Source organism: Thalassospira lucentensis, from assembly GCF_032921865.1.
GTDB classification, from domain to species: domain Bacteria; phylum Pseudomonadota; class Alphaproteobacteria; order Rhodospirillales; family Thalassospiraceae; genus Thalassospira; species Thalassospira lucentensis_A.
In genome coordinates this window covers 3,283,008-3,298,991 of the sequence record NZ_CP136684.1, presented here as the reverse complement: position 1 = coordinate 3,298,991, position 15,984 = coordinate 3,283,008, and the positions used below count along the sequence as shown (strand labels likewise).

General features: G+C 55.8%; 13 protein-coding genes. 4 read left to right on the top strand and 9 right to left on the bottom strand.

Annotated features, from left to right (window positions below; all coding sequences use genetic code 11):
• Positions 1–192: 192 nt before the first annotated feature.
• Entirely contained in the window at positions 193–906 is a 714-nt protein-coding gene (locus tag R1T41_RS15945) for a hypothetical protein (RefSeq protein ID WP_317337783.1), read from the bottom strand.
• 210 nt (positions 907–1,116) lie between these two features.
• Positions 1,117–2,307, bottom strand: a complete 1,191-nt coding sequence (locus R1T41_RS15940; RefSeq protein ID WP_317337782.1) for a LysR family transcriptional regulator — start codon at positions 2,305–2,307, stop codon at positions 1,117–1,119.
• Positions 2,308–3,066: 759 nt separating this feature from the next.
• On the opposite strand from R1T41_RS15940, the gene R1T41_RS15935 reads away from it, so the two are divergent.
• Positions 3,067–6,168 carry an FAD-binding and (Fe-S)-binding domain-containing protein gene (locus R1T41_RS15935; protein ID WP_317337781.1) on the top strand — a complete coding sequence of 1,034 codons (3,102 nt, stop codon included), beginning with the start codon at positions 3,067–3,069 and terminating at the stop codon, positions 6,166–6,168.
• A 46-nt stretch (positions 6,169–6,214) separates the two neighbouring features.
• Here R1T41_RS15935 and R1T41_RS15930 read toward each other — a convergent pair whose 3' ends face one another.
• The 3 genes from R1T41_RS15930 to R1T41_RS15920 all read right to left on the bottom strand — a co-directional run bounded on the left by R1T41_RS15930 (position 6,215) and on the right by R1T41_RS15920 (position 9,064).
• The gene (locus tag R1T41_RS15930; protein WP_317337780.1) at positions 6,215–6,673 is read right to left on the bottom strand and encodes a cyclophilin-like fold protein; all 459 of its coding nucleotides are present in this window, start codon (positions 6,671–6,673) and stop codon (positions 6,215–6,217) included.
• Positions 6,674–6,747: 74 nt separating this feature from the next.
• Positions 6,748–7,851 carry an alpha/beta hydrolase gene (locus R1T41_RS15925; RefSeq protein ID WP_062951721.1) on the bottom strand — a complete coding sequence of 368 codons (1,104 nt, stop codon included), beginning with the start codon at positions 7,849–7,851 and terminating at the stop codon, positions 6,748–6,750.
• 1 nt (position 7,852) lies between these two features.
• Positions 7,853–9,064, bottom strand: a complete 1,212-nt coding sequence (locus R1T41_RS15920; protein ID WP_317337779.1) for an MFS transporter — start codon at positions 9,062–9,064, stop codon at positions 7,853–7,855.
• A gap of 112 nt (positions 9,065–9,176) precedes the next feature.
• Here R1T41_RS15920 and R1T41_RS15915 point away from each other — a divergent pair, with 112 nt between their 5' ends.
• Positions 9,177–10,073 (top strand): LysR family transcriptional regulator, encoded by an 897-nt coding sequence (locus tag R1T41_RS15915; protein ID WP_317337778.1) that lies wholly within the window; start codon positions 9,177–9,179, stop codon positions 10,071–10,073.
• A 111-nt stretch (positions 10,074–10,184) separates the two neighbouring features.
• Here the strand turns inward: R1T41_RS15915 and R1T41_RS15910 are convergent, their stop codons facing one another.
• Positions 10,185–11,045 carry a LysR family transcriptional regulator gene (locus tag R1T41_RS15910; RefSeq protein ID WP_317337777.1) on the bottom strand — a complete coding sequence of 287 codons (861 nt, stop codon included), beginning with the start codon at positions 11,043–11,045 and terminating at the stop codon, positions 10,185–10,187.
• A gap of 123 nt (positions 11,046–11,168) precedes the next feature.
• Here R1T41_RS15910 and R1T41_RS15905 point away from each other — a divergent pair, with 123 nt between their 5' ends.
• Positions 11,169–12,488, top strand: coding sequence for an aspartate aminotransferase family protein (locus tag R1T41_RS15905; protein WP_317337775.1), 1,320 nt, complete (start codon positions 11,169–11,171; stop codon positions 12,486–12,488).
• Positions 12,489–12,570: 82 nt separating this feature from the next.
• Here the strand turns inward: R1T41_RS15905 and R1T41_RS15900 are convergent, their stop codons facing one another.
• Positions 12,571–14,061, bottom strand: coding sequence for a PAS domain-containing methyl-accepting chemotaxis protein (locus tag R1T41_RS15900; RefSeq protein ID WP_317337773.1), 1,491 nt, complete (start codon positions 14,059–14,061; stop codon positions 12,571–12,573).
• A 263-nt stretch (positions 14,062–14,324) separates the two neighbouring features.
• Between R1T41_RS15900 and R1T41_RS15895 the strand changes: the two genes are divergently transcribed.
• The gene (locus R1T41_RS15895) at positions 14,325–14,633 is read left to right on the top strand and encodes a Dabb family protein (RefSeq protein WP_062951715.1); all 309 of its coding nucleotides are present in this window, start codon (positions 14,325–14,327) and stop codon (positions 14,631–14,633) included.
• Positions 14,634–14,668: 35 nt separating this feature from the next.
• On the opposite strand, the gene R1T41_RS15890 is transcribed toward R1T41_RS15895, so the two are convergent.
• Entirely contained in the window at positions 14,669–15,409 is a 741-nt protein-coding gene (locus R1T41_RS15890) for an EAL domain-containing protein (protein WP_317337771.1), read from the bottom strand.
• Positions 15,357–15,839, bottom strand: coding sequence for a response regulator (locus R1T41_RS15885; protein ID WP_317337769.1), 483 nt, complete (start codon positions 15,837–15,839; stop codon positions 15,357–15,359). The genes R1T41_RS15890 and R1T41_RS15885 overlap by 53 nt, the downstream gene beginning before the upstream one ends.
• Positions 15,840–15,984 lie beyond the last annotated feature (145 nt).

The window sequence follows — 15,984 nt, the reverse complement described above, 5'->3', positions numbered from 1 at the left end:
CCCCCCAAGTGAATGTCACACGATACGGCGGTGCACATTGCACGTACACCTTGACGTCGTTCCCGGATATCGGGGAAATACCAAACGGATCCAACGGAGGGTTCAGTGTAACGCTGACTGTCGACGAGTAGGTACAGCCAATATCTCATGACCAAAGGCGCAGGCATAGAACCTGCGCCTTTTGCATTATCGTTACACGTTAAAACTGAAACGCGGCGCGGCACCGTGATCCTGCGCCCACCATGTCAACGCCTCTTGATAGGCCGGCATATTCGCAAAATCGTTTGAAGTACCGCCTCTGGCAATCACCTGATCCCAGGCCTCGACCAGCTTGTCCACAACCCGGTCGCCCGTACTGACATTCTCCGTCCCGCCACTCAAGACGTACGATTTTTCCGCAGAAGCCCGCGCAATTGCCCATTCAAAAGATGCCTTTTCGTCGTCACTTGCCGCATCATAAAAATCCAGAATGGCTCGATACGCTTTTGTACCATTATCAGCAAGCGGATCGTTTGCATTGATGATGTCCGAAATTCTGTTCGCTATTTCATTTTTGGCCGCGTTGACTTCCACGTCAGTAAACATGCCGCCTTCATTACTTGTAACCGAATAAAGCATTTGACGGTCGAAATCCGGAAAACCAATACTGTCCCATTCATCCGCCGTTGTACGCGAGGTACCGGTCACACCAAGCTTGGCATAGCCGGCATCAATCTTTGCGCGGGCAGTTGCGGCTGCACTTGCCAGAGATCCAGGAGCGGGCGTGTCCTTGGTTTGGGCTTGCTCGGCCACTTTTTCTGACGATGCGTGGCTATTATCCGACTTCGAAGAAACAGACGATTTTTGCCCGGCATTCGAAGATAGATAGGAATAGCTATTCGCCAGGAATCCCGAAATAGAGGTCATAATCGCCCCCTTCACATGTTAAAGGTTTTAGCTCAAGGAGAGTTGACAATATTCTTCTCAACCTTAAACTGCAATTAAAATCAACTTTAACGTGTTATTCCAGCACAGATCTACACCACATTACAATTTGGCGACATAAAACCACCGCCTACAGATAACGTGGTTCCCACCCCTCCTCTCGGAAGGCAGACTTCTTTTCCAAACTCCCTCTCACCCCCACTCAATCGCCGCTGGCAAATCCATTTTGGGGGCCTGCTCCATCACCATCGCAAGGAAGATCCGCGCAATCGGGGACAGGCTTCTGCTTTGCCGCGTGATGATGCCAATCGGGCGTTTGCGGACGGGCTCGCACAGCGGCACGAAGGCCAGCTTGCCGGGTGCGGCAAGGTCGGCGACGCGCGCGGCCAGTTCCGGCAGGACGGTGATCCCCACCCCTTCGGCCACCATCGCGGCCAGCGTGATCGTGTTGGATGTTTCGACAATCGGTCGCAATTGCGCAATCGGGTCGATCATGGTGCAGCCCGATCCGTCCGCCGCACGGCCGCCGTTTTTGGCGTCCTCCGCACGCTTCGCAAGGGCTGCCTTCGCCACCCGTTCAATCGCCCGTTCGCTGGCATTCGCCCGGCGCAAGGCCATTTGCGCCTCAGGCAGGCCAAGGGCCGCGGCCCGCTTCACCGCAGGCGATGCCGCGACCTCCGCCGGGTCAATACCTGCATAAGTGGCACCAACAGCGCCACCAGCACCACCCGCCTCACCAGCGAAGCTTCCCTGTGCCGCCATCATCGCGCGCGTGCCGGATTCCGGGCCCAGCCCGACAAAGGCCTGATCGGCCAGTTCCGACCACGCAATCGCGCTGCGTTTGGCAAAGGCATGGGTCGGGCGGCACAGCACCCCGAACCGGTCGGAAAACAGCGGACTGAACGCAATATCAGGCAGGGCATGCCATTCCCCGGCAATGCCGAAATCCGCCTCGTTGCGCGCCACCGCCTCATGCACCTCGCCCGCGTTCAACTCGTCCAGGCGAAGCCGTGCATCGGGATGTTCATCGACAAACCGGCTGATCACGCCGGGCAGAATGCGCGTCAGGACCGAGGGGGCCGCCGCAATGCGGATCGTCCCGCCAATCCCCTTGGACAGCGCATCAAGATCGCCAAGCGCCTCTTCAAATTCGCTGATCAACCGGCGGGCGGTCGGCAAAAACCGTGCGCCCGTGGCGCTTAACGTCACCTGTCGCGTCGTGCGATCAAAAAGCGGCGTTCCCGCCACATCCTCGAACTGGCGGATCGTCGCCGTCAGCCCCGATGGCGTCAGCCCCAAAACCTCCGCCGCGGCGGTAAAGGTGCCATGATCGGCAACCGCCACAAAAACCCGCATATGGCGCAAACTGATGGAAGACAGCATGTTTCATCCGCTAACTGATTGACCGGACTGCAACACTAACGGGTAAATTGCGCGTTGTGCAGCGTTTCCTGCATGCGGCCCGCGCCCGCACCGCCAAACCGCCCCAAACCACGCGGCCCAACACCACAGCACGGCCCGGCCCAGCATACCGCACCGCTCCCACCGCCCCATGGCCTCCCTCCTCTGCGGGAGGGACGGGACAAGGAAGCAGTCCACGATAGCTGGCACACGCGATCACGTCCGTGCTTCGCCGCCCCGGTTCATCCCGCCCCGCCACTCCGGGCGAAGACCCGGAAGCCATCGCGTCGCCCGCACCCGATTTCGCTTCGTGGGAATGTCGGGCCGGGAACGGGGCAGAGCCCGATACAGGACCAGAATCAGGGGCTGAAATGTGGCTCAGACAGCATTAAAAAAATCATATGATAAGACTTTTATAATTTCCCGCACCGACGGCGCCTCGAAACTCTGAACGCTGCAGGTTTCCTGATGGATCGGCACCATTTACACGCCAAAACGGTGGTATAATTTATACCAAATCCATTTTAATCATATAATATGACTTTAACAAAACCGATGCCGGAGCCCTTTTTTGCCCCCTCGGCACGGTCGGCATGCGGGTTCCGACCGGGTTGAAAAATCGGATTATTCACTAAAAATGAATAATCCTTCGGAATTTTAAATTTGTCTATTTAATCCGCCTCCTGTCAAATGGGTCAAATGACGCCGCCCGCGCGCCGAAAAAGAGACCAGAGAGACATCATGACCGCGCCCGCCCCGACCGCCAGCCCGATGACCAGATCAACCGCCAGATCAACACCCGCCCGCCGCAGCTTTTCCCGGCTCAATCGCCTGCCGGTTCTGACCCCGGACCGGTCGCTTGACAGTCTCACACTTGGTTTCCTCAAAACCCTTGAAAAAGAAGGGAAATTTTCCGGTGAAATCCATGCCGATTTCCCGTCCCGCCTGATCAACGCCACCGATAACAGCGTCTATCAGGTGATGCCAACCGCCGTCCTGCAGCCCAGAAACCGCAATGATATCAACGTTGTGATGGAACTCGCCGGGCGCGAGGAATTCAGCGAGGTCAAAATCACCCCGCGCGGTGGTGGCACCGGCACCAACGGCCAGTCGCTTAACAACACCATCACGCTCGATACATCCAAGTATCTCAATAACATACTGGGTTTTGATGCCGAAAAGGGTCTGGTTCATGTCGAGCCGGGCGTGGTGCTGGATCAGCTTAACGCGTGGCTCAAACCGCATGGTTTCTTCTTCCCGCCCGCCGTATCCACCGCCAGCCGGGCGACCATTGGCGGCATGATCGGGTCTGATAGCTCCGGCAAGGGATCGCGGATTTATGGCAAAACAAGCCATTATATCAATGACATGACCACGGTTCTGATCGATGGCACCGATTTCCGCACCCATGCGATGAGTGCCGCGGACGCCGCCGAAATCATGGCGCGTGACGACCGCACCGGTCGGCTTTACCGCAAAATCCACGATGAAATCATGCCGCGCCGGGATCAGATCAACGCGATTTTCCCGGAAATGAACCGCGGGCTTACGGGCTATAACCTCAAGGAAGCCGTTTCGGATCAAGGGGATATGAATTTAAGCTTCCTGATCGCCGGGGCGGAGGGCAGCCTTGGCATGGTCAAGGAAATCACGCTGCGCGTCATTCCGCTGCCAAAGCACAAGGCGGTCACGGTGGTGCGTTATGACAGCTTCGACAGTGCGCTTCGCCATGTTGGCACCCTTGTGCAGTTTGACCCGGTCGCCATCGAAAGCATCGATGACAAGGTCATGGAACTGGCAAAGCAGGATGAAAGCTGGCACCTGCTGGGCAAACTGCTCGGGACCGAGGATAGCTCTGTTCCCACACGCGGCTTCAATGTCGTTGAATTTGTTGGTGAAACGCCCGAGGAAGTGAGCGCCAAACAGGCCGAACTGCGCGCCCATCTTGAGGCCAATCCGGATGCGGATTACGCCCCCATCGGCTTTGTGCAGGCAACCGATCCGACGCAGATTGCCGCCATCTGGTCCATCCGGGCGAAATCGGTGGGTTTGCTTGGCAATCTTGAAGGCAAACGCCGCGCGACCCCCTTTGTCGAGGATACCGCTGTTCCGCCGGAAAACCTGGCCGATTTTATCGCGGAATTCCGGGCTTTACTCGATGCCGAGGGGCTTGATTACGGCATGTTTGGCCATGTCGATGTTGGCTGTCTGCATGTGCGGCCGTTGCTTGATATGTGTGACGAGCAGGACGAAGCACGCCTGCGCCGTGTATCGGACAGGGTCGTTGACCTGACCAAAAAATATAACGGCCTGATCTGGGGCGAACATGGCAAGGGTTTTCGCGGCGAATATTCGCCGACCTATTTCGGGCCGGAGCTTTATGATAGCTTGCGTCGCATCAAGGAAGCCTTTGATCCGGAAGGACAATTAAACCCCGGCAAGATCGCCTCCCCCTATTCGAAGAACACCCCGATCACCGCGATTGACGAAGCCCCGATGCGTGGTCAGCTTGACCGCCAGATCGAAGACCGGCTGCGCGATGAATATCTCAACGCAACGCGGTGCAACGGCAACGGCGCCTGCTTTAACTGGGACCTGATGGATGCGATGTGCCCGTCCTATAAGGTCACGCGCGACCGCGTTCATTCGCCCAAGGGCCGGGCGGGACTGGTCCGTGAATGGATCCGGCAGCTTTCGGTCGGCACCGATCCGCGCAATCAGGATCTTGCCGTAATCAATGCGCGGGATTTCTCGCACGATGTCTATGATGCCATGGCCGGTTGCCTGTCCTGCAAGGCCTGTGCGGGGCAATGCCCGGTCAAGGTCGATATCCCGGAAATGAAATCACGGTTCCTAGAGGCCTATCACACCCGCTACAAACGGCCGGTGAAGGATTACGTGATCGCACAGCTTGAAAGCATTGCCCCGCTGATGGCCAAGGCCCCGTTGCTTTTCAATGCCTTGCAATCCATCCCGCCGCTGCCATGGATTTTCAAAAGCCTGATCGGCCTGACCGACCTGCCGAAACTCAGCCGTCAAAGCGTGCGTTCGGCCCTGCGCAAACGCGGCATTGGCAAATTCAGACTGGCCGACCTTGAAGCGCTTTCCGATGTGGATCGCGCCAAATCCGTGGTGCTTTTGCAGGATTGCTTCACCAGCCACTATGACATCAATGTTTTCATCGCCCATATCGACCTTCTGCAGAAGCTCGGCTACCGCGTTTTCGTGCCGCCCTATCGCCCGAATGGCAAGGCCTTGCATGTAAAGGGCTTCCTCAAACGATTTGATTATCAGGCCAAGCAAAACGATATCGTTTATGGCCGACTGGCAAAAACCGGCGTCCCGCTGATCGGGATCGAGGCCAGTGTGACGCTCACTTATCGGCAGGAATACGCCCAGCGCCTTGGCACGGATCGCCCGGATTACCGCGTGCATCTGTTCCATGAATGGCTGGCCGCCGAGATCGCGGAAGGCCGCCTCACCCTGCCCGCAAGCAGCGGGAATGCAGGGGGTACGGCCCCGGCAACGCTCTTCCCGCATTGCACGGAAAAAACATCCATCCCCGATGTCGGCGTCAAATGGCAAAAGATTTTCGAGACTTTCGGCATCAAACTCGCGACCGAAAAAACCGGATGTTGCGGCATGGCAGGCGTCTACGGCCACGAAACCCGCCATCAGGAAACCTCCCGCGCCCTTTATGACCAAAGCTGGAAAAAGAAAGTCGATCAGACGGGCCTGGATAACATGCTCGTCACCGGCTATTCCTGCCGCTGTCAGGTCGCCCGCTTCGAAGGGACAAAGCCCAAGCATCCGGTGGAGTATCTGCTGAAACGCGTGGCGTGATCCAAACCATATTCACAATTTGGAAAAACAGGACCTTCGCTCTTGCTCAGGCCAGCAATTCAATATGCAATGGGAACTCCCCCTTGACCTGCAAGGGATCCAAAGGTCCCTCGATCTTTCCGAGCCGGATCAGGTCACCGCGATATTCATAGGTGTCGTAAAAGAACGCCAGATTGCCCCATCCGCGGAAATAGCACAGATCGCCGGGTGCTTCGTCGCTATAATTGACCAGACCACCTTCATCGAGACGCCTTGGCAGGTAGGCAATCTTTTCGTTGGTTGAAAAATCACTGATTGTCAGATCAAGCGACAACATGGAGACGAAATCGTGTGTCGTCGCGTTATCATTAAGCAGATAGGTGAATTCCTGATCGGAGAAGGTGCAACGGATACGCATCTGCTTTGCCCCCGATTGTGCAAGTGCCGGTCTGGTAGCCAGTAGTGTCGCCGTGGCACCAGCAATAAAGCCACGTCGGGTGGTGAGGAATGTGTGCGCACTTACCACGCCCGCCCCTTTCATGCTGAATGTTGACGACAAGAGATACGGTCGGGGTTTATCGCCCCGACCGCCCATCATGATCAAACCAGTGCATCACCAAAGAATGCCTCGATCCGGTCAAACGGGATCACATCAAGCTGATCATAAAGATCGGTGTGGTTTGCCCCCGGAATGATCAGCAGTTCTTTCGGCTCGGCCGCTGCTTCATAGGCGGTTTCGCTGAAATAGCGCGAATGGGCATTCTCGCCATGAATCAGCAAGACCGGACGCGGTGAGATTTCCTCGATATAGCTCAGGATCGGCATATTCATGAAGCTGAGCGGCGTGGTCTGCGTCCAGGCATTGCCGGAGTTGACCGCACGCGGATGATAGCCGCGCGAAGTCATATAGTAGTCGTGGTAATCAACCAGAAACTGCGCTTCTCCGCCTTTCAGTTCGTTATAGGGAGGCTGGAAGGCAGGCGTGCCATTCGCGGCATCTTCCCAACGCTGACGGCTCATTTGTTCGAGCGCCTGCGTGCGTTGTTCAAGTGTGACGCTGTCGTTGTAACCTTTGGACATGACGCGGGTCATGTCATACATGGTGCTGGCGACAACGGCTTTGACACGCTTGTCTGCAGCAACCGCATTGAGCGCCATACCACCCCAGCCACAGATACCAATAACGCCAATCCGTTCACGGTTTACGGTGTTATGCAGGCCAAGATAATCCACAGCGGCCATGAAGTCCTCTGTATTGATATCGGGCGAGGCAACATTGCGCGGTTCACCGCCGCTTTCGCCAGTATAGGACGGATCAAAAGCCAGGGTAACAAAGCCACGCTCGGCCATGGTCTGGGCGTAAAGGCCGGAGGATTGTTCCTTTACCGCACCAAACGGCCCGCCAACTGCCAGAGCAGGCATTGCCCCCTGATTGCGATCCTTTGGCAGATAAAGGTCACCCACAAGGGTAATACCATAGCGGTTTTTGAAGCTTACCTTCTCGTGGTCGACTTTATCGCTTTTCGGGAAAACCTTGTCCCATTCGGTTGTCATGCTTAATGGCTTTGCCTTTGCGGTGTTGATCATTGCACCAATCCCGAATGCTGCAGCACCAGCACCGGCCATCTTTAACAAGCTGCGACGGTTAGGATGATCGGAAGGCATCTGCATCACGGTTTCGCTGGTTTTATTATTGTCGGTCAATTCAGTCTCCTGTGTGTTTTGGGGAGTTGACCGGCCTCAACAGGTTTTGCCCGTTGCCGATCAGAATTACGGCAAGGGCTGAGAGTGCCACGCTGCCGACGAAAGTTGCAGTAATTGAAAGATGATCGAGCAGCAGACCGCCCCAAATGGCGCCAAGCAGGATCGAGCCTTGAATGGCTGCAACCATCAGGCTGCCGCCAGCCTCGGGTGCATCGCTGACATTCTGTGACATCCAGGTCATGAAGATCACCGAAAGTGCGGTGTTCATCATGCCCCAGCCCGCCAGTAAAACACCGGTTGCCAAGATCGAGCCGCTGGTGAACAGCAGTCCCAATGTGATGACGCCCATGACTAAGGCAGGCAATTTCAAAAGCGGTGCAACTCGCTGACCGATAAAGCGACCTGCGACCCAGGTCCCGACAAAACCGGCAAGCCCGAGCACCAGCAGCAGAAGCGAGAGTGTCAGGACATCTGCGCCGTTAAACTGTTCGAGAAACGGGCGCAGATAGGTAAACATGGTAAAGGCGGATCCCCAGCTGAGCATCGCTGCAATCAGGCCGCGCAAGAAGTATGGACGGGACAAAACATCGACCAACGCGCCGAAATTTTGCCGACCACGTGCGGGCAATGACGGCAAGACCGTCAATTGCCAGACAAGGTTGATGGCAACAAGCGGCGTCAATGCCCAAAAAACGGCACGCCAACCAAAGATATCGCCCAGCCATGCACCAAGTGGTGCCGCAAAAGCCGAAGCAATGGCCTGCCCGCCATACATGATAGACAATGCACGCGGCACATCATGTGACGGCACCAGCCGCATCATAACGGCCGTGGCCAGCGCCCAGAACCCACCGATGCAAATTCCCAGAATGGCGCGCGCCGTAATCAGAGCCGCAAAGTTGGGTGCCATGGCAACGATGACAAGCGATATCAGCATCAGCATCGTCAACCCCACCAACACCGATTTGCGGTTAACCCTCCCGGCGACGGTTGTGCTCATCAGGCTGGCAACCAGGGCAAAAAGTCCACTGATCGAAATTGCCTGACCGGTCGCACCTTCGCTTACCCCCAGACCGTCCGCCATAGGCGTCAGCAAACTGACCGGCATGAATTCGGATGCAAGCAACAAGGCAACGCAAAGGGACATGGATAAAACAGCCCCCCACGCGGCGCATTGTCTGTTTTCTGTATCGGTTTGGGTCGTGTCAGTCATGGATATCTTCCGGTTCAACGTATCATTGCCAGAAGATAGTGGATCGCCGTCAATCTGATTATACGGGAAAAATAGCATGGACTAATCGATGTAATCGATTAATGATAAGTGCATGGCAAATACCGATTTCAACGACCTGAAATGGTTCGGCATCGTTGCCGAAGAACGCAACTTCACCAGAGCCGCCGCGCGGATCGGCGTGGCGCAATCAACCTTGAGCCACGCGATCAAGCGTCTGGAAGACAATATCGGCATACGTCTTCTGACCCGGACAACGCGCAACGTCGCCCTGACCCAGGCGGGAAGCCAGTTATTGTCGACGGTTTCGCCGCGCCTCAAGGAAATCGAGGGCGAGATCGACGCCATTATGGAGTTCCGCGACAAGCCGTTCGGCTCCATTCGGCTGACATTATCGGATCACGCACTTGAAACAGTCGTCTGGCCAAAACTCAAACCGATATTAATGGCCTATCCCGACATCAGCATCGAGTTCAGCATCGATAACGGCTTTCGCAACATCGTCGAAGACGGGTTTGATGCTGGGGTGCGGCTTGGTGAAAGTGTTGAAAAAGACATGATTGCCGTTCGTATCGGCCCCGATTGGCGCATGATCGCCGTCGCCTCGCCAGACTATTTGGCAGAAAACGGCATGCCGCAACATCCGCAGGATTTGCTGAAACACAACTGCATCAATATGCGGCAGGAACGACTTGGCGGCCTATATACGTGGGAATTCGAAAAGGACGGAAATGAAATCAACGTCCGCGTCGATGGTCAGATGACCTTCAATAACTCTTACGCGATGATGGACGCGGCATTATGCGGAATGGGCATCGCCTTTGTGCCAAACAGTCTTGCCGACGATCATATCGCCGCAGGCACATTGCAGCTCGTGCTTGATGACTGGTCGCCGTTCTTTGACGGCTATTTCCTTTATTATCCGACCCGTCGTCAAAACCTGCCCGTGTTCAAGCTTATCGTAGACGCCCTGAAACATCGCAAACGCTAGGACGACAGCAGCAGACCTTACAACCGTGCACTCGGGTGTATGAACAATGGGGTTTAATATGTGCAAAACCCGTATTGCTCGTTTTATCGACCAAATTGTCAAAAGATTGCCTTACAAAAATGGCAACAAATTCCGGATATGATCGCCAAACGCACTGATGGCCGGGCTGCGCGCAGTGTCAGACGTCACCACCTGCAATCCAAGCTGTGGTAAGGCGGGCATTGGGGATTTGAGGATGTAAAGGTCCGCCGGGACGGCTTTTTGCATCATCACACTGATCGCAAGGCCAGAGCGCGCCACCGCGATCAGGCCGGTCAGGCTGTTGCTGGCATAGGATATTTTATAGCGCATCCCCGCCTCATCCATCGCATCGCAGGCCGCCTTGTGATCCATGGCGTTTGAGGCTGGCATCGCAAGCGGAATGGCGCCATCGGGGAAATCGTGGAGTTCCAAGGTGGGTTTGCTTCCGACCCAGGCAAGCTGTTCGGTGCGCACGATCTTTTGCCGGTCATGGATTTCCGGGGTCGAGGTGATGGCCATATCGATCTGGCTGGCATGCAGCAGGCGGTTCAGTTCCGGGCTTGGCGCCGATACCACCTTGATCTCGACATCCGGGTGGATGGTGCCAAAGCTTTTAAGCAGGGCCGGGAAAAACGTAATCAGGTAATCCTCGGGACAGCCAAACACCATCGAGCCATGCAATCCCTTGTCGGAAAAGGCCGAAACCGCCTCGTCATGCAGGCGCAAGATCCGTTCGGCATAGCCCAGAAACCGTTCCCCCGCCCCGGTCAGGCTGACGCCGCTGCCACTTCGGTGAAACAGGCTTTGGCCCAGCGTTTCTTCAAGCCGCTGGATCTGCATCGTCACGGTTGACTGGGTGCGGCCCACCTGAATGGCCGTGGCGCTGAGCGTGCCGGAATGCGCGGCGCGCACGAATGTCGCAAGCAGTTTGAGATCAAGCAGGGTTTGCATCGCCGCACCAGCACTATATCAATTTTTCCAATACCAGAATGCCATAACTATCAATTTTACGTGGCACCTGCCAGCGGATACCATCTGGATCAATCAAAGACACAGGCATGCAGGGAGCCGATCATGTCACGCAACGCCGATCCAAAATTCTGGGATGCCGCCAAAAAACACCTGATCCGCTATGGCGGCACGTTTGAACCCGCCATCATCGAACGCGCCAAGGGATCGTTCGTCTATGACGCCGATGACCGCCCCATTCTGGATTTCACATCCGGCCAAATGAGCGCCCTTCTGGGTCACGGACACCCGAAAATCGTCGAAACCGTGCAAAACCAGGTCGAAAAAGTCGCCCATCTGTTTAGCGGCATGCTGTCCCGCCCTGTCGTGACATTGGCGGAGCGGTTGGCGGAACTGGCACCGGGGCTGGATCGGGTTCTGCTGGTTTCCACCGGGGCTGAGTCCAACGAGGCCGCGATCCGGATGGCAAAGCTCGTCACGGGCAAGCATGAAATCGTCGCCTTTTCCAAAAGCTGGCACGGGATGACCGGCGTTGCCGCATCGGCGACCTATAGTGCCGGGCGCAAGGGATATGGCCCGGCCGCCGTCGGATCATTCGCCATTCCCGCCCCCAATGCATTTCGCCCGCGGTTCAGACATGCCGACGGGTCGCTTGACTGGCAGACGGAACTTGATGACGCGTTTAATCTGGTCGATAGCCAGTCGACCGGCAATCTTGCGGCCTTCATTGCCGAGCCGATCCTGTCATCGGGCGGCATGCTGCCCCTGCCCAAGGGATATCTGGCCGCGCTTAAGCAGAAATGCGTTGAACGCGGCATGCTGCTTATTCTGGACGAGGCCCAGACGGGTGTGGGCCGCACCGGTGATATGTTTGCCTTTGAACGCGATGGTGTGACACCCGATATCATGACCCTGTCAAAAACCATCGGCGCGGGCCTGCCGCTAGCCGCCGTCATGACCACGGCCGCAATCGAAGACGCCGCCCATGAAAGGGGTTTTCTGTTTTATACCACCCATGTGTCCGATCCCCTGCCCGCCGCGGTTGGTGTGACGGTGCTTGACGTGGTGCGTGACGAGAAACTGGTCGATCGTGCCCGGACATCGGGCCAGAAGCTGTTTGATGGCTTATCCAAGCTCAAAGACCGCTATGACTGTATCGGCGATGTCCGCGGGCGTGGATTGATGCTTGGCGTTGAAATCGTCAAACGTGGGGCGGACGGCCAGTTCTGGGAACCCGATCATGATCTGGGTGCCGCGATTGCGACCGAGGCGTTTAAAAACGGGCTTAGCATGAATATCGTCAAGCTGCCCGGCATGGGTGGTGTGTTCCGCATTGCCCCGCCGCTGACGATCAGTGACGAGGAACTCGACCTTGGCCTGTCGATCATTGCCAAATCGATTGATGGGGCATTGTCGGGCCAATAATCGCCCCTTCCTCGTTCCCAAAACAAAAGCCCGGCTGATCCCATAACCAGCCGGGCTTTTATCGTATCGGATGTCTTCGGGACTAGCGCGTCAGCACTTCGGCAGCTTCGCGGGTGCGCTTGACCGAGCTCCCGACCCCGCCGGAAATCGAGCGGATTTCGTCAAGCCGCCGGGCAAGTTCATCGACCGAAACGGCCATTGTCTGCATGTTTTGCGACACGCTTTCGGTCACGGCACTTTGTTCTTCGACCGATGCCGATATGCTGGTGACACTGTCGCGTGCCGTTTCGATGGAGCCGCGAATGGTTTCAAGCGAGTTGACAACCTCGTTTGAAATTTCCTGAACCCCGCTGATTTCGGCTGAAATCTGATCGGTGGCCTTGGCCGCCTGATTGGCAAGGTTTTTGACCTCGTTCGCAACCACCGCAAAGCCTTTGCCCGCCTCGCCTGCACGAGCGGACTCAATGGTTGCGTTAAGCGCGAGCAGGTTGATCTGCCCGGCAATGCCCTGAATGACCTCGACAATGCCCGTCATGGCCGCGACCACATCGGCCATTTTCTGGGTCGACTGGTTGGCACTGACGGTCTGGGAAAAGGCCCGTTCGGTTTCATCGCGGCTTTGCGCCATGCTGCGCGAAATTTCGGCGATTGAGGCGGAAAGTTCCTCGGCACTGGCGGCAACGGTCTGCACCGAGTTAGAGCTTTGCGCCGCAGCGGATGTTCCGCTCATCGCGGCCTCGTCAAGGCTTACGATGTTATCGTCAATTTCGGTGAAATTGGTATCGATCATTTTTTTAAGATCGACCAGAAGCTCCACCTGCTCGGTAATGTCGGTGGCAAGCTTGATGACCCGTTCGGGTTTGCCATTCTGATCAAAAATCGGGTTATAGGTCGCCTCAAGCCAGACCTCTTTGCCCCCCTTTGCCAACCGCTTGAACTGTGCTGCCTGTACATCGCCCTTGCGCAGGCTGGCCCAGAAATCCTTGTACTCGGTTGATTGGGCATAAGCCGGCTCGACAAACATGCTGTGATTCTTGCCGACAACCTCGCCTTCGGAATAGCCCATGGTTTTAAGGAAATTCCCGTTGGCCTTAAGGATTTTGCCCGTCAGATCAAATTCGATCATCGCCTGGGATCGGTCAATCGCGGTCAGAATGCCTTCATTGAGCGCGCGCTCCTTACGGCGCGCGGTAATGTCAGAGGCGAATTTGATCACCTTTACCGGCTTTCCGGCCGCATTCAGGATCGGGTTATAGGTGGCTTCAAGCCAGACAGCTTCGCCGTCCTTGCGCACGCGCTGGAAAACGCCGGCCGCGAATTCGCCCTTTGACAATTTTTTCCAGAAATCACGATATTCGGCACTTTGTGCGTAATCGCGGGTCACGAAAACCGCATGGTGTTTGCCAACAATATCGCCAAGCTCATAGCCCATTGTGGCAAGAAAATTGGCATTGGCTGTCAGGATTTTACCGTCCAGCGAAAACTCGATCACGGCCATTGATCTACCGAGGGCTTCGTAAATCTGTTGTCCTTGCTGTGACGCGCCGCCGTTCCCGAAAATATTGAATGCCATGTCAATCTGCCCCTTATACGTCTGAATGGATCACCGGCTAGGAATCGTTACCCGATACAACTTTTCCTATCCTAAAGTATGAAGTCATTTCTTCAATTCAAGAGGCAAAATCGTGATATGTGTGCTATTTCACATGCCCCTCGACGCAACCCTTGGTTACAGCACACCAAACGGAAGGACCGCCGGTTTATCGCCGCTATTGACACCGGTTGTGATATCCCGGTTCAATCGCGCTTCACCCCGGCTCCGGAAAGGCCCAAGCCATGATCCGTCATATCGTTCTGATCAAATTCAAACCCGGCATTGACGAGGCCGTGATTAACAGTCTGTTTGACGCCCTGTCCGACCTTGGCGACCAGATCGCGGGAATGCGGGGTTTTGACGGCGGAATATCGGTCAGCCCGGAAAAACTGGAACAGGGTTTCAAGCACGGCTTCTGCATCGATTTCGACAATGAAGCGGCACGTGATGCCTATCTTGAGCATCCGGCACATCAGGCGCTGGGCGCTGAGCTTGTCAAAGCCGCCGATGGCGAAATTTCAGGACTGATCGTGTTTGATCTGGAGATGTGAGCAGCGGGCTTACAACGCCCCAGACAAAATAGCTCTCAGCACATTGCAAATGCACCGGTCGGTGTTTTTTCAAGCGTTGCCGGCCTTGCAAAAAAGAAACCCTGCATTTCCTCAACGCCAAGCGCCTGCTTCCTTTGTGCAACAACGGCGTCTTCGACGCCTTCGGCAACAACGCGGAGGCCCAGATCATGCGACGCTTTAACCACCCACTCGGCAAACGATGATTTGACGCAATCCCCGTTTGCCGTTGCGATGAATTCGCGATCAATCTTGACACCGGCGAAAACACCGGTTTCCAGAAGCTCCACCGAATTGCTTCCCGAGCCAAAATCATCGATGTAAATCGCAACACCCCGATTTTTGAGCCTTGCGGCATTGGCAAGGAATGCCGGATCTTTGACGATGTCGCTATGTTCCGTGATTTCGACTTCGATCCGGATGTCACAAAGCAGCATGTCGCCTCTGAAATGAAGGATTTCCTCAAGGAAGCAGTTATTGCGAATGGAATAGGGCGAACAATTGATCGAAACCGTCGGTGAAAAATCAAACCGGGACCGGATATCCCTGGCCTGTTTACGGACTTCGTTCATCACCGCTGTCGTCAGCAGGTTGATCGCCGGATGCCCTTCACAGGCCAAAATGATTTCCTCAAGCAGGAAACGTTTCTGCAGGTTCGGGAAACGCACCAGCACTTCAAGCCCGCAAGTCGATCCGGTCTTTGCGTCAATGCGCGGCTGAAAGACAACCGAATAACCGTTGTTTTTGATCGCGCGCATTACCAGCCCCGGCGTAATCAGAAGTCCCGGCAAGGTCAATCGCCCGCGAACTTAACGCCTGCTCTATTGATTTGCGAATCAGCTCTATCGGTGCGGGCTTCGACAGAATGCAGGACACAAAAGCCGTATTGATGGCCCTGTTCATCGCAGAATTATCAAGATGCCCGGATAGAAGAACACGCGGAATATTCGCCGCAACGCTGACCATTTCACGCAGCAACCGCATACCGGAAAAACCCGGCATTGCCAGATCGGACAGGATCACATCAACTTTCCGGTGATTTTCCCGAAGCCAGGAAAGGGCCCCGGCAGGTTCGGAGAACGAAATCACATTGTAACGCTGCCCCAGGGCCCGGGTAACGCCGCGCAGCATGTTTTCGTCATCATCGACAAACACGACAGTCGGTTTAAAGGGGTTAACATTGATCACGATTGCAAAACCTTCCCGATGAAGCAAAACACGTTCACGCCATTTCACACGACGGATCGCCCGTTACATTCAGGAACCTACGCGGGGCCGGAATTTGAAAACATCCCCATTTGGGGACTGAATAACACCTCCCTGCCGGTATCGT